Genomic DNA, 26,515 nt, shown 5'->3' on the forward strand with positions numbered 1-26,515 from the left:
CCCCTGCGCTTCGCCGACCGCCCGCCCGGAGCTCGCCCTCCGCGCGGGCGGTTCGCGTCTCCGGCTCAGCCGGCTCCGGCTCAGTCGGCTTCCGGGGCTCGGTAGAAGAGGCTGGCCATCGGCGCGCGCAGCTCCCAGCCGAGGGTGGAGTACAGGGCCCGGCCCTCCGGGGTGCCGACCAGCAGCGCGGTGCGCGCGCCAGCCGCGTACGCCTCGTTCTGCAGCGTGCGCATCAGCAGGCTGCCGAGGCCGCGGCGGCGGTGCTCGGGGGCGGTCTCGATCTGGTCGGCGACGGCGACCACCGGGGCGTCGACGCGGCCGGCGAGCGGGGTGGCGGCGCCGAGGCCGAGCTGGCCGCGGGCGGCGAAGTGGCCGTCCGCGGTGCGGATCAGGGCCCGGACCACGCCGCCGCGCTCCCAGGTGGTGACCCGGTAGCCGGCCGGGGTGACGGGGTCCTCCGGGCGGAGGTCACGGGTCATCAGGAAGCCCGGCTGGTCGAGCTGCCAGTTCGGACCGATCCAGGGCAGCACCGTCTCGTCCTCGGCGAACAGCTTCAGCCACGTCCACGACGCGGTGGTGCCGTCGGCGACCTTGCGCACCACCTCCTCGGTCGGCTCCGGGAGCACGTGCCGCCACACCTGCTGGACCTGGCCCACGTCGATCGTCCAGCCCCAGGGCTCGGCGATCGGCTCGGCGGCACCGCGGGAGACCGTCCAGCCGCCGATCCAGGCCCGGACGAGTTCGGGGACGGTGGGTTCGGGCATGGGCGGCAACCTCCGGCCGGTAATAGATGCAGGCGACTTTTGAACCTTACCTGTTTCAGGCAGGCGCTGTCTCCGGGTTTGTCGGGTGGGAGGTGTTGCCGCCCGCCGCGCTGCAGCGACGGGCGACGGGCGACGGGCGACGGGCGACGGGCGACGGGCGACGGGCGACGACTCAGCCTCGGGTGTAGAACGGCGACTGGGCCAACTGCTCGCGGAGGAAGGCGAGTTGCAGACCCTGGTCGAGGCGCAGGCGCAGGGCTTCGTCGGCGACGAGGGTGGCGCCGAGGCGGGTGGCGAGTGGGCGGGGGTCGGCGGTCGGGTCGCCGAGGACCAGGGCGAGGGTGGCGTCCGCGTCGGGGGCCGGGAGCAGGTGGGCGGCGACGATCTCCGGTTCCGCGTCGAGGAGTCGGCGCAGCGCCTGGTGGACGTCGGGGTCCCGGTGCGGCGGCAGGTAGCGGCGGTTCTCGGCGACGGCGCGCAGCCGGGCCCCGTCGAGGCGGTAGGTGACCGGGCCGGCCGGGTCGATCAGCAGGGTGTCGGCGCGTTCGTTGAAGGCGACCATCGCGGCCTGCGGGGCGACCACCGGCGCGGGCCGGGCGTCGGCGCGCCAGCGGGCCATCGTGGCCAGCGAGGTGAAGGCGGGCAGGGCGCGCCGGCCGTCGACCGCCTCGATCACCGGGACCGCCATGTCGCTGGTCTTCTCGTGCCGGTGCCCGTTGGCGTCGACCTCGACCTCGCCGAGCAGTGCCACGATCGGCACCATCAGCCGGCTGGGGGTGAGGGCGGCCAGCAACTCGGGCTCGGCGGCCGGGTCCTGCTGCCAGGCGGCCAGGGCGGCGGCGAGGGCGGGGTCGGCGGTGCCGTCGTCCTCGGCGAACCCGGGGTTGGGGATGTTCTTGCGCTCCACCCCGTGAGGGTATGCCACCTTATGCCCGGCGCGCTGGTGCCCGCCGGGCTTCCGGTGGCCCGGCGGTCGGGCTACTCGGTGCGCAGGGCGACGGCGGTGCGGGTCCTGGCCGCCCAGCCGGCCGGGAGCAGCGCGCCGAGCACCGCGATGACCACCCCACCGAGCCCCAGGAGCGCCAGCGTCGGCGTCTGGTAGACCTCCACCATCGCGGTCGGCAGGCGCCGGCCCGCGCTGTGGCCCATCGCGGGGACGATGATCCGCTGCAGCAGCACGCCGAGCGGCACGCCGATCGCGCCGCCGACCAGGCCGATCACGGTCACCGAGGCGACCACCATGGAGACGGTCTGACGCGGCGTCATGCCGAGCGCCTTGACCACGCCGAGGTCACGGATCCGCTCCCGCGTGTCCACGACCACCGTGTTGAGCACGCCCAGTCCGGCGACCGCGACCAGCATCAGGGTGAGCAGGCCGGTGAGCGCGTCCAGCAGGACGACCAGTTGGCTGGAGCCGCCGCCGTCGCCGGTGTGCGCGACGGCGCCGGTCGACCGCAGCGCGGCGTTCAGGCCGTCGGTGTAACCACGCGTTGCGGTGCCGGGCGTGAGCTTGATGTCGAAGTAGTCGGCGTGCAGGTCGGGTTCCGCCCCGGCGAGCGTCGCGGCGTCGGTGAACAGCTGCATGTCCCGGCTGTCGGCGACGAACGCCTCGCCGGTGATCCTCACGGGCAGCGTCGTGCCGTGGTCGGTGATCATCACGGTGTCGCCGACCCTGGTGCCGGTGGCGGTCAGGAACGGCGTCGGCGCGACGGCCTCGCCGGCGCCGTGGAACCAGCGTCCCGTCACCAGTGGGCGGGCGGCCCAGGAGGAGTCGCCGAGGTAGGCGGTGACCGTGACGGTGCTGGTCGAACCGGCCGCCGTGACCTCGGTCTGTGCGGCGCCGTAGTACGCCAGGGTGCCGGGCTGCCGCTCGACGGCCTGCGCCATCGCGGCGGTGTCGGGGCGCGGGTCGCCCGCGGCGGACGCGCCCGGCAGCGGCGGCGGGACGGCCAGCACGGTCACGTCGGCGCTGCCCTGCTTGGAGGCCTCGATCCGCTGGAGCGAGGTGGCCAGGCCGTAGGCGAAGGTGACCGCGGTGGCGCCGAACAGGATCGCGACGACCATCGCGAGGGCCCGGGCCGGGCGGGCGAACGGCTGTGCCAGGCCCATGGTCACGGCACGGGGCAGCGGCAGGGCGCGGGCGATCCGCGCGGCGCGCCGGCCGCGGCCGAGGCGTGGCGTGCGACCCACGGCGAGCGCGTCGACGGTCCGCAGCCGGCCTGCGCGCAGGGCGGCGACCAGGGCGGTCACCGCGACCAGCGCGAGGGTGCCGAGGATCACCGCCGCGTCGACCCACGGGGCGACGGTCAGCGAATCGGTGCCGTACACCTGCTCGGTGGCGGAGAGCACCGTCCCGGCGGCCAGGTTGCCGAGCACGGCGCCGAGCAGCGTGCCGACCGCGGCGGGGATCAGCGCCTGGCCGAGGTGGGCGCGCACGACCTGGCCGGGGGTGAAGCCGACGGCCTTCAGGATGCCGATCCGGCGGGTACCCGAGCCGACCGCCCCGGCCACCACGTTGCCCACGATCAGCACCGACATGGCGATGCCGAGCAGGCCGAAGGCGGTCAGGAAGGGGATGAACAGGCCGGTGCTCCGGCTGTTGCCGTTCCTGACGTTGAGCCAGCTCGTGGCACCGGTCAGCGAGTTCGCGGGCAGGCGGGCGGTGACGGCGGCGCGGTCGTCGGCGAGCTGCGCGTCGGTCCCGGCGCCGGCGAACCGGTACAGCATCTGGTAGCCGGCACCGGTGCCGTGGGCGTCGAGGGCGTCGACCTGCGCGGGGGCGATCCAGCCGTCGGCGGTGCGGCCGACCGACCGGGCGAGGCCGACGATCCGCAGCTCGGCGCTCCCGCCGGAGGCGGTGGGGAAGGCGATCGCCCCGCCGACCGCGAGCTGCGGGCCTGAGTAGTCGGCCGAGACCACGATCTGCCCGGGGCCCGACACCCAGTGACCCTCCGTCAGAGTCACCTGGTCGACCGGCCCGCCCGGCGCGTCCCGGCCGACCAGGGCCATCGGGGGCAGTGACATCCCGGCGGGCAGGGCCTGCCCGGGCACCCCGCTCGGGTTGGTGGACACCGTCCTGAACGGGCCGGCCGCGACCGTGACGCCCGCGGCGTGCGCGCTCGCGCCGACCTGCTCGGCGGTGGCCTTCGCCGCGTCCAACTGCACGGTCAGGTGCGGTCCGTGCTGCCGGGCGAAGGCGTGGTCGAACGGCGCGTCGGAGGCCACCAGCAGGGAGCCGCCGAGCACCGAGGCGGTCACCGCCATCATCGCGGCCAGTCCGGTGACGGCGGTCTGCACGCGGCGGCGGCGCACGCCCGCGCGCAGCACGGTGCCGAGGGCGCTCATCGGGCCACCGCCGTCGCGGCAGCGGCGGCGCGGCGGGTGTCGGCGGCGATCCGGCCGTCCACCAGGCGCACCGTGCGGGTGGCGCAGGACTCGGCGAGCGTCAGGTCGTGGGTGACCATCACCAGGGTCTGCCCGTCCTCGTGCAGCTCGCGCAGCAGCGCCTTGACCTCCTCGCCGGACGCGGAGTCCAGCGCCCCGGTCGGCTCGTCGGCCAGCAGCAGCGCCGGACGGTTCATCAATGCCCGTGCCACCGCCACCCGTTGGCGCTCACCGCCGGACAGTCGGCCCGGGTGGGCGCGCGCGTGCCGGGCGACGCCCAGCGTCTCCAGCAGGCCGAGCGCCCGCCGGCGGGCCTCGCCGCGCCCGGTGCCCGTCAACTCGGCGGGCAGCACGACGTTGTCGAGCACCGTCAGGTCGTCGAGCAGGTTGAAGAACTGGAAGACCATGCCGATCGTGCTCCGCCGGTAGCGCGCCGCCCCGGCCTCGTTCAGGGTGTCCACCCGGGTGCCGGCGACCGTGACGGTCCCCGCGTCCGGCCGGTCCAGCCCGGCGATCAGGTTCAGCAGGGTCGACTTGCCGCTGCCCGACGGGCCGAGGATCGCCAGCGCCTCCCCCGTGGCCACGGTCAGGGAGACCTCGCGCAGGGCGGCCGGCCCGTCCACGAAGGTCCGGGTCACTCCACTGATCTCGATCACGGGTTCGGTCGTCATCGCGTCCTCCTCGCATCCTCTTCCGACGCCCGCCACGCTAGGGTCGGGGGGCGGTCGGCCTCGTCGGCCGCAGGAGGCAAGTGCGGTACCGCGTACGGATGACGGCCTGCGAGGTCATCCTCGAGATGTAGTCGGGAGTGGCAGCGGGTGGGGAGCACGGGGAGCGCCGCGCCGTGGCGCGGGTCGGGCGCGCGGCTGCGCGCGTGGGCGGCCGGACCCGACGCTCCGGTACCGGTGCGGCGGCGGTTGCTGCTGCTGGACGCCGCGCTGGCGGGAGGCTTCGCGCTGGTCGGGCTGCGGTACGCCGTCGATCCGCCCAACGTCCCTACCGCGCCCTGGGACCTGCCGGTGCTGGCGGCCGCCGCGGCCCTCCCGCCGGCCTGGCGGCGGCGCGCGCCACTGGCCGCGCTGGCCGCCCAACTCGTACTGTGCGTCGCCCTGTTGGCCCGCCACGCCTACCCGGACGTGCTGTTCGTCGCCGCACTGGTCACCGTGGTCTCGCTCTACAGCGCCCTGGCCCACAGCGCCTACCGCCGGGGTGCGCTGCTCGCCGCCCCGGTCGCGAGCGCCGTGCTGCTCGTGCTCGTCGACCGGGCGAAGCTGCCGCACTTCCCGAACTGGGTGACGGGCGCGCTGCTGCTCTGCCCGGTGGCGGCGGCGGCCTGGGGGCACCGCCTGTGGGCCGCCCGCACCGAGCGGGGCCGGGCCCGGCTGCGCGCCCTGGAACGGGACCGGATCGAGGCGCTGCGGCAGGCCGTCGAGCACGAACGGGCCCGGATCGCCCGGGAGTTGCACGACGTGGTGACCCACAACGTCAGCGTGATGGTGATTCAGGCCGGCGCCGCCCGGATGGTCGTCGAGCGGGACCCGGCTGCGGCGAAGGAGGCCCTGCTCGCCATCGAGGCGGGCGGCCGCGCCGCGATGACCGACATGCGCAACGTGATGGGCCTGCTGACCATGGACAGCCCCGAGCGGGACCCCGCCACGCAGGCCGAACTCGCCCCGCAGCCGGGCCTGGACGGGCTCGACGCACTGGTCGGCCGGATGCGGGCCGCCGGGATCGACGTCGCGCTGGAGGTCACCGGCGAGCGCCGACCGCTGCCCCCGGGCGTGGAGTTGACGTCGTACCGGCTGGTCCAGGAGGCGCTGACCAACATGGTCAAGCACGCCGTCGGCGCGCGGGCCGAGATCCGGGTCGACCACGGGGCGCGGGAGTTGCGGGTGGACGTCGCCCACACCGAGGGCCGCCCCGGGCCGGCCGCGGCCACCGGCGGCGGCCGGGGCCTGGTCGGCCTGCGCGAGCGCGTCGCCGTCCACGGCGGCACCTTCCACGCCGGGCCCCGCCTCACCGGCGGCTACCGCGTCAAGGCCTCGATCCCGCTGGACGACATGGTGGAGACCCCGTCGGACCCGTTGGGCAGCATGAAGGCCTCGTCGGACGGCATGGAGACCTCGTTGGACAGCATGAAGGCCCCGTCGGACGGCATGGAGACCTCGTTGGACAGCATGAAGGCCCCGTCGGACAGCATGGAGACCTCGTGAACACCCCACTGCGTGTCGTGATCGCCGACGACCAGGCCCTGGTGCGCGCCGGCTTCAGGATGATCCTGTCCGCCGAGGGCATCGAGGTCGCCGCCGAGGCCGACACCGGCGCGGCGGCCGTCCAGGCGGTGCGGCGGACCCTGCCGGACGTGGTGCTGATGGACATCCGGATGCCCGAGATGGACGGCCTGGAGGCCACCCGCCGGATCCTCGCCGCGGGCGGCGATCACACGCCGCGGATCATCATCCTGACCACCTTCGACCTCGACCAGTACGTCTACGCGGCGCTCAGCGCCGGAGCGAGCGGCTTCCTGCTCAAGGACGTCACCCCCGAACACCTGGTCTCCGCCGTCCGCATGGTGCGCGACGGCGACGCACTGCTGGCGCCCACCATCACCCGGCGCCTGGTCGCCCGCTTCGCCCGGCGCGCCGACCCGGCCGCGGCGTCGGCCCCCGAGTGGGCAGGCCGGCACAGTGCGCTCGGCACCCTCACCGCCCGCGAACGCGAGGTCCTCGAACTCGTCGCCCGCGGCATGAGCAACGCCGAACTCGCCGCCCACCTCACCCTGTCCGAGGCCACCGTCAAGACCCACGTGGCCCGCATCCTCGGCAAACTCGGCCTGCGCGACCGCGTCCAGGCCGTCGTGCTGGCCTACGAGAGCGGCCTGGTCGCCCCCGGACAGGCGGTGGAGGAGCGACGCTGAGGCCCGGCACGGCCCCGGGGAGGGACGCCGCGCGGCCCGCCCCGGGGAGGTGGGACGGGCCGTGCGGTGGCAGGTGAGCGGGCGCCCGGAGGGCCGGGTGACGCGGCGTCAGTTGTGGGTGACGCAGTGCCAGTTGGTGGTGACGAGCCGTCAGGTGCGGGTGCCGCCGGAGCCGTTGCCGAGCGGGCCGCCGTTCCAGGCGGCGACGCCCTTGACGATGCTGTCCATCTGGTCCAGCCCCGGGGCCTTGTCGGCGATGTCGAAGCCGAGGTGCACGGCCGTCAGCGCCTTGCCGTCGGCGGTCGGGAAGACCACCGTCTCGACGTAGCCCGCGTTGCCCTTGGAGACGTCGACCTGCCAGCGCACCAGGTAGCCGGAGCGCCCGGCGACGGTGACCGCCTCGTTCTTCAGCTCCTTGTGCCCCGTCAGGTCGGGGTAGGAGCCCTTCGCCGCGGCGGCGATGTCGTCCTGCGCGGCCTGCTTGGCGTCCGTCCCTTTGAGCTGGACCGTGTTGGCGCCGCCGAGCGAGCAGTTGGCGCTGCCGTCGACGCACGTGTAGGAGCCGACGCTGATCGAGGCGGTGCCGTCGGGGGCGGTACCGCCCTCCCAGCCGGACGGGATCGGCAGGCTGATGCCGTTCACGGGGTCCACGGCCTGGTCGGCGCTGCGACCGCCCTTGCCGTTGCCTTGACCGTTCCCGTTGCCCTGCCCGTTCTGGCCGCCGTTGCCCTGGCCGTTCCCGTTGCCCTGGCCGTTCCCGTTGCCTTGGCCGTTCTGGCCGCCGCCGAAGCCGGGGAAGCCGTCGCCGGGATTGCCGTAGCCGAAGCGCTGGCCGCCCTGGCGCTGGGCGACGGGCGCGGAGTCCTTGCCGTCCATCGCCAGGTAGGTGACGCCGGAGCCGACGGCCAGGCCGAGCAGCGCCGCGACGGTGGCGGCGATCAGCACCGGCTTGGACGGCCGCCGCTTCGGCTTGGCCGGCGCCTGGTCGGCGATCGACGGGTACTCGGGGTAGCGGACGCTGTGGCCGTCGGCGTCCAGCACGGTGCCCTCGAGGACCGCGGTGTCCTCGGCGCCGGGCGTCGGCCCGGCGGGCGGGGCGTCGGTCGGCTCGCCGGGGAGGGCGGCCGCGGGCGGGGCGGAGGCGGCCCGGGTTTCGGCCGTCCAGCCCTTGCCGTCCCACCACCGCTCGGGGCGGGGGACGGACACGGTGTCGGTGGGGTCCGGGTACCACCCGGCCGGAATCTGCTGCTCACTCACACCGAAGACCCTAGGCGGCTCCGGATAAGCGGGAAATCAGCGCGGGGCCGAAATCGGGCTCCGGCGATGAGATTCCGGTGAGAATCACGTGAACCGCGTGCGGACGGCCCGGAACGGCCCGGACGGGGACGCCCCGGGGGCGCGCAGCGGGGCGGTTCGCTTCGGGAGGGGCGCACGGGGTCGGCGGGACGCGCAGCGGGGCGTGCGACGGCACGGCAGAATGCGCGCCATGACCTCTCGCCCGGTGATCGGCATCAGCAGCTACCTCAACGACGCGGCCTGGGGACGCTGGGACAGTCAACGCTCGGTCCTGCTGCCCGAGCGCTACCCCGCGATGGTCCGGGCGGCCGGCGGCCTCGCCGTGATGCTGCCGCCGGACGCCCCCGAGTACGCGGCCGCCGCCGTGTCGCGGCTGGACGGGCTGGTGATCGCGGGCGGCGAGGACGTCTCCCCCGCGCTGTACGGCGAGCGCGCCCACGCGGAGACCCGGGCCACCGCGGCCGAGCGCGACCTGTGGGAGGCCGCGCTGATCCGGGCCGCGCTCGCCGCGGACCTTCCGCTGCTCGGCATCTGCCGCGGCATGCAGCTGCTGAACGTGGTCTGCGGCGGCTCCTTGGTCCAGCACCTGCCGGACGTGGTCGGCGACCGCAGCCACGAGGGCGCGCCCAACGAGTACGGCCGCCACACCGTCCGACCGGTCCCCGGGACCCTGCTCGCCGACCTCCTGCCGGAGGCCTCGCTCGTGGTTCCGACCTTCCACCACCAGGCGGTGGCCCGGCTCGGCGAGGGCCTGACGGTCTCCGCCCACGCGGAGGACGGCACCATCGAGGCCGTCGAGGGCGCGGGCTTCACCCTGGGCGTCCAGTGGCACCCCGAACAGGGCGAGGACCTCCGCGTCGCCCGCGCCCTCGTCACCGCCACCCGCCTGGCGGCGGGCGCCTCCACCGAGACGCTGGCCACCGCCAGGGCCTGACGGCCACCCGCCACGGCGGGCCCGCGCCCGCCCCTGGTTTCACGCTTCGCGCTTTCGCGCTACGGGAGCGGGAGACCTGTCAGGGCTGCGGTGGTGCCCAGGGCGGCGGCGGCCAGGAGGCAGGGGACGACGTTGCGGCGGAGGGCTAGGAGCCAGAGGGCGGCGAGGGTGAGGATGGCGTACTGCCAGGGGCGGGCGAGGGCGAGGGCCAGGGGGAGGGCGGAGCCGGCGATGGCGCCGATGACTGCGGGGCCGGCGCCGGTGAGGAAGTTCTGGACGGCGGTGTTGGCGCGTAGGCGGTCGAAGTGGGCGGCGCCGAACAGGACGAAGAGGAAGGAGGGGGCGAAGGCCACTGCTGCGGCGAGCAGTCCGCCGAGGAGGCCCGCGGCCGCGTAGCCGACCACGGAGACGGTCTGCACGACCGGTCCGGGGGTGATCTGGCCGAGGGCGACGGCGTTCAGGAACTGGCCGTCGGTCATCCAGTGGTAGCGGTGTACGGCGTCCTGTTGCATCAGCGGGATGATCACGAAGCCGCCGCCGTAGGAGAGCGCGCCGACCTTGAGGGCGACCCAGGCGAGGGCGCCGAGTCCGCCGGTGGCGGCGACCCCGGGGATCAGCAGCGGGAGGAAGCGGCGCGGGCCTGACGGGGTGTCACCGCCGTGGTCGGGCTGCTCGGCCGGTCGGCGCAGCAGTGGGTCCTTCGTTCGGCTGGTTCGCCGGAAGGCGATCTCCGCGGCGCCGGTGGCGATCAGGACCAGCACCAGCCAGGGGCCGGTGAGGATCGCGGCGAGCGCGCCGAGCAGCAGGTAGCCGCCCCACCGCAGCCGCGCGGCGCCGGGGCCGGGGCCGGAGCGTTGCAGGCTGGCGGGGATCAGCGCGGTGGCGGCCTGCACGGCGACGGCGGGGACGGCCGCGCCGGCGCCGGCCGCGGCGCCGAGCACCCAGTGCGGCGGGCTGCCGGCCAGGAAGAGTGCGGAGAGCGCCAGGATCAGCACCAGGCCGGGGACGATGAACGCGGCGCCGCCGATCAGCGCGCCGGCCGCGCCGCGCAGCCGCCAGGCGGTGAAGATCGCCAGCTGGGTGGAGGCGGGTCCGGGCAGCAGGTTGGTGGCGGCGATGCCGTCCTCGAACTCGGCGGCGGCGAGCCAGCCGCACCGTTCCACGCAGAGCCGGCGCAGCAGCAGGATGTGCGCGGGCGGGCCGCCGAAGCCGGTGATGCCGATCCGGCCCCATTCCTTGGCGATCACCGTCAGCGGGACCTTCTCCGACACGTCCGCTCCTCCGTTCCGACCTCGTCCGCCCGGTTCAGCTGGGCGGATGCGGCGCAGACCCTACCGCAGGCGGGTGTCCGCAACGGGAACGACAACGGTCACCAGTGCAGCCTTTGGATCTTCATCCGAGTTGGGGTTCACTTCGGGTGCGGACACCAGAGCGGAGGACCTCGATGGCCGGCCACGCCCACAGCCACGATCACGAGCAGCGCCACGACCACGACCACGGTGGGGGCGGTCACGCCGGGCACGGCCACGCGGTGTCGGCGGACGCGGACCGGCGCTGGCTGTGGAGTGCGCTGCTGCTGCTCGTGGTGTTCATGGCGGGCGAGGTGGTGGTCGGTTTCGCGGCGAGTTCGCTGGCGCTGATCTCGGACGCGGCGCACATGCTCACCGATGCCGCGTCGATCGCGCTGGCGCTGGTGGCGATGCGGTTGGCGGCCCGTCCGGCGCGCGGCGGTTTCACGTACGGGTTGAAGCGGGCGGAGATCCTGTCCGCGCAGGCGAACGGCGTGACGCTGCTGGTGCTGTCGGCGTGGCTGGGCTACGAGGCGGTCACCCGGCTGATCTCGCCGCCGGCGGTGGAGGGTGGGCTGGTGCTGGTGACGGCGCTGGTGGGCGTGGTGGTGAACCTCGCCGCGACCTGGTGCCTGTCGAAGGCGAACCGTTCCTCGCTGAACGTGGAGGGCGCGTTCCAGCACGTCCTGACCGACCTGTACGCCTTCATCGCGACGGCGGTGGCGGGTGCGGTGGTGCTGTTCACCGGGTTCGTGCGGGCGGACGCGATCGCCTCGCTGGTGGTGGTGGCGCTGATGCTGCGGGCCGGGATCGGGCTGGTCCGGGAGTCGGGGCGGATCTTCCTGGAGGCCGCGCCGGCCGGCATCGACCCGGACCAGGTGGCTGACCGGCTGGTCGCCGCGTCGCAGGTGGAGGAGATCCACGACCTGCACATCTGGGAGATCACCTCCGGGCAGCCGGCGCTCTCCGCGCACATCCTGGTCACCCCGGGCGGCGACTGCCACGCGGTGCGGCGGGAGCTGCAGCGGCAGCTGCGCGAGGACTACCGGATCAGCCACAGCACGCTCCAGGTCGACCACGTCGGCGAGGACGAGGCGGACGGGCTGCTGCAGATCTCCGGCCCGGGCGACGACGACCGCGAGCACTGCGCGGACTCCCACGGCCCGGTGCACCGGGCCGGGCCGCACCCGCACTGAGCGCGCCGGCGACCGTTGTTGACGGTCCGTCGGGGAGGCGCTGCACCGGGCTGTCGGCGCGGTAGGGCATCATCGGGAGGGTGACCGCACCCGCCCCGCGCCTGATGCTGCTCGACACCGCCAGCCTGTACTTCCGCGCCTACTTCGGCGTCCCGGAGTCGATGAAGTCCCCCGACGGCGTGCCGGTGAACGCCGTCCGCGGCCTGCTGGACTTCATCACCCGGCTGGTCCAGGACCACCGGCCCGACCGGCTGGTCGCCTGCATGGACGCCGACTGGCGCCCGCAGTGGCGGGTCGACCTGATCCCCTCGTACAAGACGCACCGCGTCGCCGAGGCGGCGGCCGAGGGCGAGGAGGAGATCCCCGACACGCTCGGCCCGCAGGTGCCGGTGATCGAGGCGGTGCTGGACGCGATCGGCATCGCCCGGGTCGGCGTCGCCGGGTACGAGGCGGACGACGTGATCGGCACCCTGGCGACCGGGGCCGCCGGTCCGGTGCAGATCGTCACCGGCGACCGGGACCTCTTCCAGCTGGTCGACGACGACCGGGCGGTCACGGTGCTGTACCCGGTGAAGGGCGTCGGCCACCCGCAGGTCGTCGACAACGCGTACATCGAGGAGAAGTACGGCGTCGGCGCCGCCTCGTACGCCGATCTCGCGGCGCTGCGCGGCGACGCGAGCGACGGCCTGCCGGGGGTGAAGGGGATCGGCGAGAAGACCGCGGCCCAGTTGCTGCAGACCTACGGCGACCTGGCCGGGGTGCGGGCCGCGGCGCTCGACCCGGCGTCGCGGATCACCCCGGCCCGCCGCAAGAACCTGCTGGACGGCGCCGCGTACCTGGACGTCGCGCCCACCGTGGTCCGGGTCGCCCGGGACGTGCCGCTGCCCGACTTCGACCCGGCCCTGCCGAGCGAGCCGATCGACCCGATGACCCTGGAGTCGCTCTCCACCCGCTGGGGCCTGGGCACCTCGCTCACCCGCACGCTGGACGCCCTCGCGGCCACCCGCTGAGCACCGGCGCCCTGACGGTGGTCAGAGCTTCCGCCCGCGGGCCGGTTCGGGTACCTCGGCCGTGCCGGGGGCTTCGGACGGCGGCGCAGGCGGGGCCGGCCGACGGGCGGTGAACAGGCCGATCAGGACGCCCGCGGCGGAGAGCGCGGCGCCGACCCACAGTGCGGCGGTGAAGCCGTCGACGAAGGCGGTCGGCGAGGTGAACGTGCCGGGGCGGGCGAAGACCGAGGCGAGCAGGGCCACGCCGAAGACTCCGCCGAGCTCGCGCAGCGCGCTGTTGGTTCCGGCCGCCGTGCCGGTCTCCTCCTCGGGTACCGAGCCCATCACCTCGTTCGCCACGGTCGGGAACACCAGCGAGGTGCCGACGCCCGCGACGGTGAGCGCCGCCGCGAGTGCGGCGAAGCCGAGGTCGGGCGAGGCGGTCGCCGCCACCCAGGCGAGGCCGATCGTCTGCATCAGCAGGCCCGTCACGATGAACGGCCGGTTGCCGTACCGGTCGGCGAGCCGGCCGGCGAACGGCGCGACCACCACCGGCGCAGCCGTCCACGCCAGCAGCCGGACACCCGCCTGGAGCGGGGTGAGGCCCTGGGCGGACTGGAAGAACTGCGACATCAGGAACAGCGCACCGAACAGTCCCGCGTACAGGAAGAAGCTCACCCCGTTCGCCGCGGCGAAGCTGCGCCGGCGGAACAGCGAGAGCGGCAGCATCGGATGCGGACTCCGCCCCTCCCACCAGAGGAAGACCGCCACCAGCAGCGCCCCGGCGAGCAGCGAGCCGAGTACCTCGGCACTCGTCCAGCCGGCCGTGTTGGCCCGCACCAGGCCCCAGGTCAAGCCGAGCAGCCCCGCGCCCGCCAGCAGCAGTCCGAGCAGGTCCAGTCGCGGCCGCGGGCCGAAGCTCTCGGTCAGCCGGGTCGCCGCCAGCGGGATCAGCGCCACGCCGATCGGGACGTTGAGCCAGAAGATCCAGTGCCAGCTGATGCCCTGGACCACGGCGCCGCCGACCACCGGTCCGGCCGCCACGGCCAGCCCGGCGATGCCGCCCCACAGGCCGATCGCCGTCCCGCGCTGCGCTCGCGGGAACGCCTCACTGATCAGCGTCAGGGTCAGCGGCATCACCAGTGCCGCGCCGGCGCCCTGCACCGCGCGGGCGGCGATCAGCGCGCCGACCGTCGGCGACAGGGCGGCGGCGGCCGAGGCGGCCGTGAAGACCCCGAGCCCGACGCAGTACATCCGGCGCCGCCCGAAGCGGTCGCCGAGGGCCGCGCCGGTCAGCAGCAGGCAGGCGAAGCACAGGTTGTAGGCGTTCACCGTCCACTCCAGGTCGGTGAGGCTGCCGTGCAGGGACACTCTGAGCACCGGTAGCGCGGTGGTCACCACCAGGGTGTCGAGCGCGGTCATGAACACTCCGAGCGAGGCCAGTACGAGTGTCCAGGCCCGCCGGGTAGGGATGTCGGTCGCCATCGTTCTCACTCCTCCCGCCGGCCGTCCAGCCGTCCACTGCTACGACGAACGGGCACCCGGCCGATGGACGGCGGACGATGGACGGGTACCGCGGTCCATCGGGGCGCATCCCGTTCGTCGTACCTGTGTCCGACCGGACCGAGGAGGTTCTGATGCGCTATCTGCTGATGATCTGTACCGACGAGAACGCGATCGGCGCGATCGGCCCCGAGGAGGGGGCGGCCATGCTGGCCGGCTACACGGCCTTCGGCGAGGAGATGGGACGCCGGGGCGTCCTGCTGGGCGGCGAGCGGCTGCGGCCGACCGCCGATGCCACGACCGTCCGGGTGCGCCAGGACGAGGTCCTGGTTGCCGACGGTCCGTTCGCCGAGACAAAGGAGCAGGTCGGCGGGTACTACCTGGTCGACTGCCGGGATCTCGACGAGGCGATCGAGGTGGCGTCCCGGATTCCCGGAGCGCGCCACGGGACGATCGAGGTGAGGCCGATCTGGGAGCGGTAGCCGAGGATGCCGCCGACGCCGTCGCGGCGGCCTTCCGCGCCGAGTGGGGCCGGATCGTCGCCACCCTGATCCGGGTGACCGGCGACTGGGACCTCGCGGAGGAGTGCGCCCAGGACGCCTTCGCGCGGGCACTGGACCGGTGGCCGCGCGACGGCGTCCCCGCCAAGCCGGGCGCCTGGTTGACCACCACCGCCCGCAACCGCGCCATGGACCGGCTGCGCCGGGCCCGCACGGAGGCCGCCAAACTCCGGCAGCTCGCGGTGACCGCTGACGACGGCCCGCCGGGCCCGCGCGACGACAGCGGGATCCGCGACGACCGGCTGCGGCTGATCTTCACCTGCTGCCACCCCTCGCTGCCGCTGGACGCCCGGGTCGCGCTCACCCTGCGTACCCTCACCGGTCTCACCACCGCGGAGATCGCGCGCGCGTTCCTGGTCGGCGACCAGGCGATGGCCAAACGGCTGGTCCGCGCCAAGGCCAAGATCCGCGACGCCCGCATCCCCTACCGGGTTCCGCCCGCGCCGCTGCTGCCTGAGCGGACGGCGGGCGTGCTGGCGGTGCTCTACCTGCTGTTCAACGAGGGCTACAGCGCCACCGAGGGCACCGACATGATCCGCACCGGCCTGTGCGCGGAGGCGATCCGGCTCGCCCGGCTGCTGGTCGAGCTGATGCCGGACGAACCCGAGGCCCGCGGCCTGCTCGCCCTGATGCTGCTGCACGACGCCCGCCGCGCGGGCCGGGTGAACGCCGCCGGAGCCCTCGTCCCGCTGGAGGAGCAGGACCGCACCCGGTGGAACGCCGCCACCGTCGCCGAGGGGTTGGCCGTCCTGGGTCCGCTGCGCCGGCACGGCTTCTACCGGCTCCAGGCGGCCATCGCCGCCTGCCATGCCGCGGCGCCGACCGCCGCGGACACCGACTGGCCCCGGATCGCCCGACTGTACGAGCGGCTGCTCTCGGAGGCCCCCTCCCCCGTGGTCGAGCTCAACCTCGCCGTGGCCCGGGCGATGACCGAAGGGCCGGCCGTGGGACTGCGGTTGATCGCCGCCCTGGAGTCCTCCGGCGCGCTCGCCGGCTACCACCTGCTCCCCGCCACCCGCGCCGACCTGCTGCGCCGGCTCGGCCGCGACGCCGAGGCCGCCGCCGCCTACCGCGAGGCCCTGGCGCTGGCCGCCTCCGACCCCGAACGCGCCTACCTGGCCCGCCGTCTGCGCGAAACCGGCGGTGGCTGAGGCCCGGGGCCTTCGCGGGGCCCGGGCCGTGAGGTGACGCGGGATCGGCAGGCCGCGAGGTGACGCGGGATCAGCGGGCGCTGCCGAGTCCGCGGTCGGCCTCGGCGCCCTCGAGCATGAGGGTGGTCTCCTCGATGCGGCGGAAGCGGCCGTCAGGGGCGAACTCGCCGAACAGGTAGACCTCCATGCGGACCGTGGAGCCGTCGGTCTTGACCACCTCCATGGTGTGGCGGTCGGCGTAGCGGTCGCCTTCCACGACCTCGTCGTGCACCTGGACCGAGCCGCCGGCCACGACCTCGCGCAGGTGGGCGATGTGGGCGAGGAACTCGGTGCGGTCGGCCCAGTCGCCGTCGGTGCGCTGGCGGTAGTCGGGGGCGAAGTGGCGGTCCGCGGCCTCGTCCAGGTCGAGTCCCGGGGTGAGGAGGAGGTCGGTGAGGGCGGCGCGGACGTCGGTGCGGTTCATGGGGATTCCTTCGATGGCGTGCGGGAGTGTCCCGCCGTGGACCGGGATATGCGTGCCTCAAGCACGCTTTCGACCGTAGCAGGAAAAGCGTGCGCCGCGCACGCTAATCTGCAGGGGTGAAGAACTCGACCGGCCACGACATCGCCGACGCCCTCGGACTGCTCCTCCGGCGCAGCACCCGCGACCGCCTCTACACCCACCTGACCGAGGGCCTGGGCGAGGCGGTCGACGAGCTCACCTACCCGGTCCTCAGCGGCCTGGCCCGCACCGGCCCCTGCAACGCTGCCGACCTCGGCCGGGAGGTCGACCTGGACCGCACCACCGTGACCCGCCGCGCCGACCGCCTCGAACAGGCCGGCCTGCTCAGCCGCGAGCCCGACCCGGCCGACGGCCGCTCCACCCTGCTCTGCCTCACCGACGACGGCCGCACCGTCATCGCCGCCACCCGCCGGCGCCTGGCGGCCGCCATCGAGGACTCGCTCGCCTCTTGGCCCGCTCCCGAGGCCCAGGACTTCGCCCGCCACCTGCGCCGCTTTGTCGACCACGGGCCCTTCGCCGCCGACCGCGACTGACGAAGGCGCTGCCCGGCGACCGGACCGCGGAAAGTGGTAGACCGTAGGCGTGCGGCAGAACTCGGCGGCGGACGCCGTCCCAGCAACGACGCGAGCGGCGGGGGCCGTCGCGGCGGACCTCGAAGGACGGATCGGGCGGGCCGAGTGGCCCGTCGGGGGGCGCCTGCCGGGTGAGCAGGCCCTGGCCCGGGAGTACGGGACGACCCGGGCGCGGGTGCGGACGGCGCTGGCGGCGCTGGCCCGGCGCGGGCTGGTGGTGTCGCGGCCCAACTCCGGCTGGTACGTGCAGGCCGACTTCCGGGCCCAGACGGTCGGCGAGCTGCGCCCGTTCTCGGGGTGGGCGGCCGGGCACGGGCTGGACTTCGGCGGGCAGGTGGTGCGGCGCGAGCGCAGCGGGGCGAACGCCGTGGAGGCGCGGCGGTTCGGGATCGGTCTGGGCGACCCGGTGCTGCGGTTCGTGCGGGTGCGCACGCTGAACGGCCGGCCGGTGATGATCGAGCGCTCGACCTGGGCGCCGTGGGTGGAGCCGGTGGTGGACCGGCTGCCCGACGACGTGCCGTCGGTCTTCGACGGGCTGGCCGACGCCGGGGTCAGGATCGCGCTCGGCGGGCACCGGATCGAGGCGGTCGCGGCCTCCAGCGAGGACGTCCGGCTGTTGGGGGTCCGGCGCTCCAGCCCGCTGCTGCAGGTGAGCCGGACCGGTGAGACCGCGGCCGGGCGGGTGGCCGAGCTGGCGGTGGACCGGTACCTGCCGGAGGTGGTCGCCTTCGACGTGCGGCCGGGCGACGTGAACCGCACCCTGCTGGATCCGCCGCACTGACCGCCCAGGACCGGCCCAGTGTGCGCAGTCGGCGACCGAGTCCGCCGGTCGGGCCGTCGAAACGGTGAGGTGTCGCACCGCGTTCACTGCTGATTCATCGTGAGCGCTTCTGATCTGAATCGCCCTCATACGGGCAGTTCGGCTCACCAGGAGTGACAGATGACGACCGACCCCCGACTCTCCCCGTCCGACAAGGCCGCGCAGCAGGTGGTGGTCCCCCAGTCGGTGCTGCGCTCGGGCCTCTCCCGGCGCGGCATGCTCAAGGCGATGGGCCTGCTCGGCGGCGGCTCCGCGCTGGCCGCGGGCGCCGCGTCCGCCTGGCCGACCGACGGCGCCGCGGCCGGGACGGTCGCCTACGCGCTGCCCGACGGCTTCACCGGCACGATCGCCGACCTCAAGCACGTGGTGATCCTGATGCAGGAGAACCGGTCCTTCGACCACTACTACGGTGCGATGCCGGGCGTGCGCGGCTTCAACGACAAGCAGGGGCTGCGGTTCCCGAACGGCACCGACGTCTTCTCGCAGCCCAGCGGCTCGTCCGTGGTCAAGCCGAAGCACGTCACCACGGTGGCGCAGACCACCACCGGCCTGGCGCACGACTACGGCACCGGCACCGGCGCCTGGAACGCCGGCCGGTACAACAACTGGATCCCCGCCAAGGGCAGCGCGACCATGAACTACCTCACGGGCGAGGAGATCCCGTGGCAGTGGTCGCTGGCCAGCACCTACACCCTCTGCGACAACTACCACTGCTCGGTGATGGGCCCGACCACGCCCAACCGCCTCTACCTGTGGACCGGCACCTCCAACGGCGTCACCTCCAACGGCGGCGAGACCTCCGGCAACCGGGCCTGGCAGACCTACCCCGAGGCGCTGCAGGCGGCCGGCGTCTCCTGGCGGGTCTACGTCGACAACAACAACGGCGACGGCTGGCGCGGCGACTACGAGGACAACCCGATCCGCGGCTTCGCCACCTTCACCCCCAGCGCGGCCAACCTCGCCGACCCGGTGAAGACCGCCCCCGGCACCGGTGTGGTCTGGCGGGCCAACTCCTTCCCGTACGCGCCGGACGGCCTGCCCAACGACGACAGCGACACCAACCTCGACGGCGTGCTGGGCGAGTTCATCAAGGCCTGCGCGCCCGGCGCCGAGCACCCGCTGCCGCAGGTGTCCTGGATCGTCGCGCCGTACGAGTGGTCGGAGCACCCCTCGGCCAACCCCGAGCACGGGGCGCACTACACGAACCGGGTGATCAAGGCGCTGCAGAGCAACCCGGACATCTGGAACCACACCCTGCTGATCCTCAACTTCGACGAGAACGACGGCTACTTCGACCACGTGCTGCCGCCGGCCCCGGAGGCCGGCACGGCGGGCGAGTTCTCCGGCAGCACCCCGATCGGCTACGGCGCCCGGGTCCCGATGACCCTGGTCTCGCCGTGGACCCGGGGCGGCTGGGTCAACTCCGAGGTGTTCGACCACACGTCGGTGATCCGCTTCCTGGAGGTGTGGACCGCCTCGCTGGGCACCCCGGCGCTGAGCACCACCATCACGCCTTGGCGACGGGCCGTCAGCGGCGACCTGACCAGCGCGATCGACTTCACCCGCCCGGTGCTCGGCGTCCCCTCGCTGCCCGACACGGCGGCGCTGGTGGCGATCGCCCGGGCCGGCGGCACCATCGCCAATCAGGTGCCCTCCGAGGACAAGTGGACCGACTACCCGGCGCTGCGCCCGCGTCCGCTCCCGTTCCACCCGCACGGCACGTTCAGCGAGAACCGCGCCACCGGCAAGGTCACCGCGCACCTGAGCCTGGCCGGCGGGCCGGCCGGAAAGGCCGTCAGCCTGCAGGTCTTCCCGGACAAGTACAAGGCGTTCGGCAACACCCCGTACACGGTCACCGCGACCGCCGGGCGCGACCACACCTGGGACGCCGCCGCCTACCAGGGCCGCTACGCCTTCTCGGTCTACGGCCCGGACGGCTTCGTGCGCTCGCACGCCGGCACCGTGCTGCCGGCCGGCCAGAACAACGCCGGGGTGCCCCGGGTCGACGTGGACCTGGTCACCGGCACCGCCCCGACCGTCGCCTTCACCCTGCACAACGACGGCCTGCAGCAGGTGCGTTACACCCTGACCGCGAACGACCACGTCGGCGGGGTGCAGAACCTGTGGGTCGCGCCGGGCGCCACCCAGACCGTCGACTGGCCCACCGCGGACGGCTACTACGACGTCGTCCTGACCGCCGACACCGGCACCGGGTGGAAGCACCGGTACGCCGGGCGGGTCGCCCGCACCTCGGCCTGATCAGCCCCTGAGACCTGGAGCTCCTCGCATGCGCATCCCCTCGCGCCGCCTCACCGCGGCGTGCCTCTCGACCACGCTGAGCCTGGGCAGCCTGGTCCTCGGGCTGGCCGCCCCGGCCGCCGCGGACCCGACGTACGACCCGCGCGACGCCGTCCAGCCGGTGGTCTCGTACACCTTCGACGACGACTCCGGAAACACCGTCACCGACAGCTCCCCGCGCGGCAACCACGGCACCTGGTCGGGCACCCCGGCGTACGCCGCGGGCGTCTCGGGCCGGGCGCTGCACATCAGCGGCGGCAAGAACTTCGTGACGCTGCCGCGGGTGGCCGGCCAGACCGACGGCTCGGGCAGCTTCGCCTTCGAGACCTGGTGGTACGACAACACGGCCACCGCCGACGCCCCGCTGGTGGCCAACCAGAACTTCGCCTCCTGCGCCAACCCCGGCTTCACCTTCTACCACGTCAGCGGCACCTACCAGCAGCGCTCCTGCTACGGCGTCGGCGGCACCAAGACCTACAGCACCACCCGCACCGCGACCATCCGGGGCGGCTGGCACCACCTCGCGGTGGTGCAGGACGCGACGGCGCACACCTACGCGTACTACGTGGACGGCGTGCTGTTCTCGACCACCGCGACCGACTCCGGCACCACCGCCGCGAACTTCAACTCCGGCAGCCCGATCCGGATCGGGCAGGACGGCACCGGGGCGTACAGCGCCACCGACGACGCGCTGGTCGACGACTTCACCTTCTACAACCAGGCGATCACCGCCGACCAGGTCGCCGCCGACTTCGCGGCCACCGACCCGGCCACCCACTTCCCGGTGACGGTGACCGGCGACGGCCACGGCACCGGCACGGCCGCCGTCCAGGCCCCGGCCGCCGGCACCCCGGACCGGCTCACCGCCACCCCCGACGCCGGCTACTCCTTCGTCGGCTGGACGCCGGTCACCCCGCCCGACCTGGCGATCGGCGCGGACGGCTCGTTCACCGCACCCGGCACGGCCGTCACCGTCAAGGCCGCCTTCCGGCCCAACACCTACACGATCACCTTCGACGGCAACGGCGCGGACGGCGGCGGCACCGCCGCCCAGCAGCTGGCCTACGACCAGTCCGCGGCGCTGAGCGCGAACGGTTTCACCGCCGCGGGGAAGCAGTTCACCGGCTGGAGCACCAGCCCGACCGGCCCGACCGTCTACCGGGACGCGGCGCAGGTGCGCAACCTCAGCACCGCCGACCGGGGCACCGTCACGCTGTACGCCCGCTGGGCCCCCGCCGGTTCCTTCCAGGTCACCGCGACCGGCGACGAGCACACCACCGTGCGCACCTCGGCCGACCAGGCCGCGGGCTGGGTCCTGCCCGGCACCACGGTCACCGCGACCGCCACTCCGGCGACCGGCTACAGCGCCACCTGGCAGGCGCTCTCCCCCGCCGGTCTGGCCGTCGGCGCGGACGGCTCCTTCACCATGCCCGGGCAGGACGCGGTGTTGAAGGCCGTGTCCACGCCCAACCGCTACACCGTGGCCTTCGACGGCAACGGCGCCGACGGCGGGGCCACCGCGGCCCAGCAGCTGAGCTACGACCAGCCGGCCGCCCTCACCGCCGACGGCTTCACCCGCACCGGCTTCGGCTTCCTCGGCTGGGCGACCTCACCCACCGGCGCGGTGGCGTACACCGACGGCCAGCAGGTGGCCAACCTCTCGGCCGCGGCCGGGTCGACGGTCACGCTCTACGCGGTCTGGGGCCGCTACCGGGCGCCGGGCGACACGGCCGCCCCGATCGCCTCGTACGACTTCGAGGCCGACCGGGGCGGCACCGTCACCGACGGCTCCGGCCACGGCAACGACGCCGCCTGGAAGGGCAGTTCGGCCTACGCCCGGGGCTTCTCCGGCCTGGCCGCCCACATCAACGCCGGCCAGGTGGTCCAGCTGCCGAAGGCGGCCGGGCAGACCGACGGCTCGGGCAGCTTCTCGTTCTCCATGTGGTGGGGCGAGTACGGCGAGACGGTGGACGGCCCGCTGGTCAGCAACCAGGACTTCAACGCCTGCAACAACCCCGGCCTGTCGTTCTACAACGTCTCCGGCACCACCACGACCCGTGCCTGCTGGGGCGTCACCGCCGGCGGCACCCGGCAGTACACCGCGACCAACCCGGCTCCGCTGCAAGGGAACTGGCGCTACCTCACGGTGGTGGTCGACCGCAAGGCGCAGACCGTCGCGTACTACGTGGACGGCGCCCTGTTCACCACCTCGACGGCCGGCCAGGTCACCGCGGCCACCGCCTTCGCCTCCGGCCTGCCGTTCATGATCGGCCAGGACGGCACCGGCGGGTACGGCGCCTCGGTGGACGCCCTGGTCGACGACTTCGACTTCTACAACCAGGCGCTGACGCCCGCTCAGATCGCCAACGACTACCGGGCCACCCGGCCCGCCGCCACCGCGCTGCCGGACGAGTCGACGGTCGACCTGCCGGTGCCCGTCCCCACCCTGTCGCCCGGCTTCGTCGCCGACACCCTGCACGCCCCGCCGGTCCGCACCGGCGACCCGGTCAAGCAGCCGCTGGCCGCGCTCTGGTACGGCGGCACCGCCCGCACCTTCACCCGGGTCGGCGGCGACTCCTGGCTGAGCGTCGGCGCCGACGGCACGGTCACCGGAACCGCGCCGGGCACCGCGCCGCAGCACCCGGGCACCGTCACGGTGGAGGCCACCGACGGCACCACCACCGCGCGGATCACCGTCGAGGTCCCGGTCGTCGCGGCCGGGGACGCCCCGCAGGTCGCCGCCGCCACCTGGAACCTCTGGGACAACGGCGGCCACGTCGCGGACGCGCTGCCCAAGGACCTCGCCGTGATCGCCGCCAACGGCCTCGGCGTGATCGCCGTGCAGGAGGACGGCGGCACCGGGGCCCACCGGATCGCCCAGGCGCTCGGCTGGTACGACTACGAGGGCGGCAACGGCCTCGGCATCGTCTCGGCCTGGCCGATCTCCGCCACCACCGCGGCGACCGCGGGCGTACCCGCGATCGCGGTCACCGTGAACGTCGCCGGCCACGACGTCCGGGTCTGGAACACCGCGCTGGACGAGTCCGGCTACGGCCCGGACAAGGCCTGCGCGCCGGGCGGCGCGGACGCCGGGCAGCTGGTCGCCGACGAGCGCGCCGGCACCCGCTACGCCCAGGCCCAGGCGGTCGCCTCGGCCGTCAGGGCCGACACCGCGGGAGGCCGGCCGGTCCTGCTGCTGGGCGACCTGGCCTCCCCGTCGGCCGCCGACTGGACGGCCGCCACGGCCGCCGCGCACTGCGCCGCCGGCCCGGTGGACTGGCCGGTGCCGGCCGCCTTCGCGGCCGCCGGGCTGACCGACACCTTCCGCGCCGCGCATCCGGACCCGGCCGCCGACCCCGGTGCCACCTGGTCCCCGGTCACCGCCACCGCCTCGCAGGACCGGATCGACTACGTCCTCGCCGCGGGCGACGACCTGCACGTGCTCGGCTCCAACACCCTGGTGGCCGGCTGGCCCTCGGCCACCGACGTCCAGTCGAACGCCTGGACCAGCGACCACGCCGCCGTGGTCACCACCCTCACCCTCGGCACCCCGCAGCCCGCGGCCGGCGCCCCGACCGTGGCGGTCGCCCACGACGCGCTGGTCTACCAGGCGGGCCGCGGCCCGGCCGACGACGCCGCCCTGCGGGCGGCCGTCGGCGCCACCGCGAGCCCGACGGCCGCGGCGCTGACGTTCGACGCCGGCGGCGTGAACTGGCTGACGCCGGGCTGGTACACCGTGCTGGTGACGGCCGTCGCGGACGGCCGGACCTCCGCGCCGGTCGCGGTGACCGTGCACGTGGTCCCGGTCGCCAGGCTCTCGGTGGGCAACCCGACCGTGCAGGCGCCCGGACTGGGCCTGAGCTCCTCGGCGGTGCTCGGGGGCCTGAACCCCGCCCTGAACGTCCCCGGCACACTGTCGGTGGACCTCTCGGCGGTCGACACCTCGCGGACCGGCGACTACCCGGTGACCGTCACCGGCACCGACGACTTCGGGTTCACCGCCACCGCGGGCGCCACCGTGCGGATCACCTCGGCGGACCTCCCGCCCGTGGTGACCGCCTCGGTCGCCCCGGCCGCGGCCGACGGCGCCGCCGGCTGGTACCGCACCGCCCCGGTCGTCTCCGCCGCCGCCACCGACGACTCGGGCACCGCGCCGCGCCTCGAGTACCAGGTCGGCGACGGCCGGTGGACCGGCTACCAGGGCCCGGTGACGGTGCCGGACGGCACGCTGACCTACCGGTTCCGCGCCACCGACGCCGCCGGCCACACCTCGGAGCCGGTCACCGTCACCGTGCGCGCCGACGGCACCGCGCCGGCCACCAGCGCGACCACCGCGCCCGGTGCGACGATCATCGCGCCGGTGACCGTGACCCTGACCGCCGCCGACGCCGATTCGGGCGTCGCCCGCACCGAGTACCGGGTCCGCGACGGCCAGTGGACTCCCTACGCGGGCCCGTTCACCGTCACACCGGACTTCGCCGACCAGACCGTCGCCTTCCGCTCCACCGACACCGCCGGCAACGCCGAGCCGGAGCGGCAGTTGACCGTCCCGGCGATCCGGCCGGTCGGCCCGGCCCTCACCACCACCGCCCCGGCCGTGCCCTACGGCACGGCGGCGACGGTGCGGGTGGCGGTCTCCTCCCCCGGCCTGCCGGCGAGCGGCACGGTGGTGCTGACCGAGGGCGCCACCGAGCGCGGCCGGGCCGTGCTCGGCCAGGACGGCACGGCGCTGCTCACCCTGCCGGTCGGCCTGGCCGCGGGCTCCCACGCGCTGCTGGTCTCGTACGGGGGCAGCGCGCTGCTCACCCCGGCCACCCAGACGCTGACGGTCACGGTGACGCTGCCGACGGCCTGGCAGTCCTCGGCGGTGTACCAGGCCGGGGACCGGGTCGCCTTCCAGGGCAGGCTCTTCCAGGCCTCCTGGTACACCCGCGGCCAGCAGCCGGGCGATCCGACCGGCGCCTGGCAGGAGATCGCGCTGACCGAGAACGGCGCCGCCGCCTGGACCGCCTCCCGGGTCTTCCAGGCCGGCGACCTGGCGGTCCACGACGGCAAGGTCTTCCGGGCCCGCTTCTACACCCGCAACCAGGCCCCCGGGGACCCGAACGGCCCCTGGGAGGAGCAGGCTCCGGCCGGCCCGGACGGCATCGCGGCGTGGACCCCGAGCACGGTGTACAACGCCGGTGACCGGGTCCGCTACCTCGGCGCGGTCTACCAGGCCCGCTGGTACACCCGCAACCAGACCCCGGACACGGTCAGCGGCCCCTGGAAGAAGGTGGGTTAACGGTCCGAGGCGGATCGCGGGGCGGCGGCCCGGGACGGGTTCCCGGGCCGCCGCCCCGCGTTTCGGCGCGCCGCCGCGGTGGCGCGCCTCACCGGACCGGGCCAGGCCCGCCGATACCTTGACGGATCGTCAGGTGTGCGGCGTGCGCGGGAGGTTCGGATGTCCGGGGTACTGGCGGGGCGGGCGTGTCTGGTGACCGGTGCGGCGAGCGGCATCGGGCGGGCGACCGCGGTGCGGTTCTGCGCGGAGGGCGCCCGCTTGGTGGCCTCGGACATCGACGCCGCCGGTCTGGAGCGGCTGGCCGCGGCGCTGCCCGGCGCCGAACTGGTCACCGTGGTCGGGGACGTGGCCGAGGCGGCGGACGTCCGGCGGATGGTGGACGCCGCGGAGCAGCGCTTCGGCGGGCTGGACGTGGCGGTGGCCAACGCCGGGGTGCTGCCGCTCGGGGAGATCACCGAGGCGGAGGCCGAGGACTTCGACCGGGTGATGGCGGTGGACGGCCGGGGCATGTTCCTGACCTGCAAGTACGCCATCGAGGCGATGCTGCGCGGCGGCCGGGGCGGGGCGGTCGTCTGCGTGTCGTCGATCTCCGGCGAGGCCGGCCAGCAGGGCCAGGCGGTGTACGGCCCGGCCAAGTTCGTCGCGTCCGGGCTGACCAAGCACCTGGCGGTGGAGTGGGCGGCCCGCGGCATCCGGGTCAACGCGGTGGCGCCGGGCACCATCCGCACCGAGCGGGTGGCCCGGCTACCGGAGGAGCCCGGCGGGTCGGAGTACCTGGCCGCGATCGAGAAGCTGCACCCGATGGGCCGGCTGGGGCGGCCGGAGGAGGTCGCGGCGGCGATCGTCTTCCTGGCCTCGGCGGACGCCTCCTTCGTCACGGGCGCGGTGCTGCCGGTGGACGGCGGCTACCTGGCGCAGTGAGGAGTTGTCTGTACACCCCTAAGCTGTACAGACATCTTGCCGACACGGAATCGAGGGGAACTGCTCCTTCGGCGTTTCCCCACGGCCTACCGGCCGGTAGCTAGTCTCCCGGGTGTCATGAACGGGGCCATCGCC

Annotated in this window: 20 protein-coding genes; 12 read left to right on the forward strand and 8 right to left on the reverse strand. The window is 74.6% G+C overall.

All coding sequences use genetic code 11. The features are described from left to right. Positions 1-80: 80 nt before the first annotated feature. From ACWD4U_RS03495 to ACWD4U_RS03510, 4 genes are all read right to left on the reverse strand, one after another. Complete coding sequence (locus ACWD4U_RS03495; protein WP_363453389.1) at positions 81-764, reverse strand: GNAT family N-acetyltransferase; 684 nt, start codon at positions 762-764, stop codon at positions 81-83. A 172-nt stretch (positions 765-936) separates the two neighbouring features. Continuing rightward, positions 937-1,671: an SseB family protein gene (locus ACWD4U_RS03500; protein ID WP_363453387.1), complete on the reverse strand. Its 735-nt coding sequence runs from the start codon at positions 1,669-1,671 to the stop codon at positions 937-939. A 71-nt stretch (positions 1,672-1,742) separates the two neighbouring features. Next, positions 1,743-4,109 (reverse strand): ABC transporter permease, encoded by a 2,367-nt coding sequence (locus tag ACWD4U_RS03505; RefSeq protein WP_363453385.1) that lies wholly within the window; start codon positions 4,107-4,109, stop codon positions 1,743-1,745. Beyond that, positions 4,106-4,819 (reverse strand): ABC transporter ATP-binding protein, encoded by a 714-nt coding sequence (locus tag ACWD4U_RS03510; protein WP_363453383.1) that lies wholly within the window; start codon positions 4,817-4,819, stop codon positions 4,106-4,108. The genes ACWD4U_RS03505 and ACWD4U_RS03510 overlap by 4 nt, the downstream gene beginning before the upstream one ends. 147 nt (positions 4,820-4,966) lie before the next feature. Here ACWD4U_RS03510 and ACWD4U_RS03515 point away from each other — a divergent pair, with 147 nt between their 5' ends. After that, positions 4,967-6,361, forward strand: a complete 1,395-nt coding sequence (locus tag ACWD4U_RS03515) for a sensor histidine kinase (RefSeq protein ID WP_363453381.1) — start codon at positions 4,967-4,969, stop codon at positions 6,359-6,361. Further along, the gene (locus tag ACWD4U_RS03520; RefSeq protein WP_363453379.1) at positions 6,358-7,065 is read left to right on the forward strand and encodes a response regulator transcription factor; all 708 of its coding nucleotides are present in this window, start codon (positions 6,358-6,360) and stop codon (positions 7,063-7,065) included. Before ACWD4U_RS03515 ends, ACWD4U_RS03520 begins: the two co-directional genes overlap by 4 nt. Positions 7,066-7,215: 150 nt before the next feature. Here the strand turns inward: ACWD4U_RS03520 and ACWD4U_RS03525 are convergent, their stop codons facing one another. Next, positions 7,216-8,322: a DUF2510 domain-containing protein gene (locus ACWD4U_RS03525; RefSeq protein ID WP_363453377.1), complete on the reverse strand. Its 1,107-nt coding sequence runs from the start codon at positions 8,320-8,322 to the stop codon at positions 7,216-7,218. 229 nt (positions 8,323-8,551) lie between these two features. On the opposite strand from ACWD4U_RS03525, the gene ACWD4U_RS03530 reads away from it, so the two are divergent. Continuing rightward, positions 8,552-9,295: a gamma-glutamyl-gamma-aminobutyrate hydrolase family protein gene (locus tag ACWD4U_RS03530; protein ID WP_363453375.1), complete on the forward strand. Its 744-nt coding sequence runs from the start codon at positions 8,552-8,554 to the stop codon at positions 9,293-9,295. A 59-nt stretch (positions 9,296-9,354) separates the two neighbouring features. On the opposite strand, the gene chrA is transcribed toward ACWD4U_RS03530, so the two are convergent. Next, positions 9,355-10,566, reverse strand: coding sequence for a chromate efflux transporter (gene chrA / locus ACWD4U_RS03535; RefSeq protein ID WP_363453373.1), 1,212 nt, complete (start codon positions 10,564-10,566; stop codon positions 9,355-9,357). A 173-nt stretch (positions 10,567-10,739) separates the two neighbouring features. On the opposite strand from chrA, the gene ACWD4U_RS03540 reads away from it, so the two are divergent. Both ACWD4U_RS03540 and ACWD4U_RS03545 read left to right on the forward strand, forming a co-directional pair. Further along, positions 10,740-11,780 (forward strand): cation diffusion facilitator family transporter, encoded by a 1,041-nt coding sequence (locus ACWD4U_RS03540; RefSeq protein WP_363453371.1) that lies wholly within the window; start codon positions 10,740-10,742, stop codon positions 11,778-11,780. A gap of 104 nt (positions 11,781-11,884) precedes the next feature. Next, positions 11,885-12,790 (forward strand): 5'-3' exonuclease, encoded by a 906-nt coding sequence (locus ACWD4U_RS03545; protein ID WP_363453599.1) that lies wholly within the window; start codon positions 11,885-11,887, stop codon positions 12,788-12,790. Between the two features lie 21 nt (positions 12,791-12,811). Here ACWD4U_RS03545 and ACWD4U_RS03550 read toward each other — a convergent pair whose 3' ends face one another. Next, positions 12,812-14,254 carry an MFS transporter gene (locus ACWD4U_RS03550; RefSeq protein WP_363453369.1) on the reverse strand — a complete coding sequence of 481 codons (1,443 nt, stop codon included), beginning with the start codon at positions 14,252-14,254 and terminating at the stop codon, positions 12,812-12,814. Positions 14,255-14,406: 152 nt separating this feature from the next. On the opposite strand from ACWD4U_RS03550, the gene ACWD4U_RS03555 reads away from it, so the two are divergent. Both ACWD4U_RS03555 and ACWD4U_RS03560 read left to right on the forward strand, forming a co-directional pair. Then, positions 14,407-14,754, forward strand: coding sequence for a YciI family protein (locus ACWD4U_RS03555; RefSeq protein WP_363453597.1), 348 nt, complete (start codon positions 14,407-14,409; stop codon positions 14,752-14,754). Continuing rightward, positions 14,742-15,983, forward strand: coding sequence for an RNA polymerase sigma factor (locus ACWD4U_RS03560; protein WP_363453595.1), 1,242 nt, complete (start codon positions 14,742-14,744; stop codon positions 15,981-15,983). Before ACWD4U_RS03555 ends, ACWD4U_RS03560 begins: the two co-directional genes overlap by 13 nt. A gap of 70 nt (positions 15,984-16,053) precedes the next feature. Here ACWD4U_RS03560 and ACWD4U_RS03565 read toward each other — a convergent pair whose 3' ends face one another. Continuing rightward, a complete protein-coding gene (locus tag ACWD4U_RS03565) occupies positions 16,054-16,446 on the reverse strand; it encodes a nuclear transport factor 2 family protein (RefSeq protein WP_363453367.1) in 393 nt (130 codons plus the stop codon). Between the two features lie 116 nt (positions 16,447-16,562). On the opposite strand from ACWD4U_RS03565, the gene ACWD4U_RS03570 reads away from it, so the two are divergent. The 5 genes from ACWD4U_RS03570 (at position 16,563) to ACWD4U_RS03590 (ending at position 26,380) form a co-directional block, all read left to right on the forward strand. Beyond that, positions 16,563-17,018, forward strand: coding sequence for a MarR family winged helix-turn-helix transcriptional regulator (locus ACWD4U_RS03570; protein ID WP_363453365.1), 456 nt, complete (start codon positions 16,563-16,565; stop codon positions 17,016-17,018). A gap of 49 nt (positions 17,019-17,067) precedes the next feature. Continuing rightward, the gene (locus tag ACWD4U_RS03575) at positions 17,068-17,838 is read left to right on the forward strand and encodes a GntR family transcriptional regulator (protein ID WP_363453363.1); all 771 of its coding nucleotides are present in this window, start codon (positions 17,068-17,070) and stop codon (positions 17,836-17,838) included. 159 nt (positions 17,839-17,997) lie between these two features. Continuing rightward, positions 17,998-20,136, forward strand: coding sequence for an alkaline phosphatase family protein (locus ACWD4U_RS03580; protein WP_363453361.1), 2,139 nt, complete (start codon positions 17,998-18,000; stop codon positions 20,134-20,136). A 28-nt stretch (positions 20,137-20,164) separates the two neighbouring features. Then, a complete protein-coding gene (locus ACWD4U_RS03585) occupies positions 20,165-25,459 on the forward strand; it encodes an OmpL47-type beta-barrel domain-containing protein (protein ID WP_363453359.1) in 5,295 nt (1,764 codons plus the stop codon). A gap of 159 nt (positions 25,460-25,618) precedes the next feature. Then, positions 25,619-26,380 (forward strand): SDR family NAD(P)-dependent oxidoreductase, encoded by a 762-nt coding sequence (locus ACWD4U_RS03590; RefSeq protein ID WP_363449311.1) that lies wholly within the window; start codon positions 25,619-25,621, stop codon positions 26,378-26,380. Positions 26,381-26,515 lie beyond the last annotated feature (135 nt).

The organism is Kitasatospora sp. NPDC002522 (genome assembly GCF_053595195.1).

Excerpts from the sequence above, each read along its gene's own strand:
- ACWD4U_RS03495 (WP_363453389.1), bottom strand. The coding sequence starts at position 764 with ATGCCCGAACCCACCGTCCCCGAACTCGTCCGGGCCTGGATCGGCGGC.
- ACWD4U_RS03505 (WP_363453385.1), bottom strand. The coding sequence starts at position 4,109 with ATGAGCGCCCTCGGCACCGTGCTGCGCGCGGGCGTGCGCCGCCGCCGC.
- ACWD4U_RS03510 (WP_363453383.1), bottom strand. The coding sequence starts at position 4,819 with ATGACGACCGAACCCGTGATCGAGATCAGTGGAGTGACCCGGACCTTC.
- ACWD4U_RS03530 (WP_363453375.1), top strand. The coding sequence starts at position 8,552 with ATGACCTCTCGCCCGGTGATCGGCATCAGCAGCTACCTCAACGACGCG.
- ACWD4U_RS03540 (WP_363453371.1), top strand. The coding sequence starts at position 10,740 with ATGGCCGGCCACGCCCACAGCCACGATCACGAGCAGCGCCACGACCAC.
- ACWD4U_RS03545 (WP_363453599.1), top strand. The coding sequence starts at position 11,885 with ATGCTGCTCGACACCGCCAGCCTGTACTTCCGCGCCTACTTCGGCGTC.
- ACWD4U_RS03550 (WP_363453369.1), bottom strand. The coding sequence starts at position 14,254 with ATGGCGACCGACATCCCTACCCGGCGGGCCTGGACACTCGTACTGGCC.
- ACWD4U_RS03555 (WP_363453597.1), top strand. The coding sequence starts at position 14,407 with ATGCGCTATCTGCTGATGATCTGTACCGACGAGAACGCGATCGGCGCG.
- ACWD4U_RS03565 (WP_363453367.1), bottom strand. The coding sequence starts at position 16,446 with ATGAACCGCACCGACGTCCGCGCCGCCCTCACCGACCTCCTCCTCACC.
- ACWD4U_RS03580 (WP_363453361.1), top strand. The coding sequence starts at position 17,998 with ATGACGACCGACCCCCGACTCTCCCCGTCCGACAAGGCCGCGCAGCAG.
- ACWD4U_RS03585 (WP_363453359.1), top strand. The coding sequence starts at position 20,165 with ATGCGCATCCCCTCGCGCCGCCTCACCGCGGCGTGCCTCTCGACCACG.
- ACWD4U_RS03590 (WP_363449311.1), top strand. The coding sequence starts at position 25,619 with ATGTCCGGGGTACTGGCGGGGCGGGCGTGTCTGGTGACCGGTGCGGCG.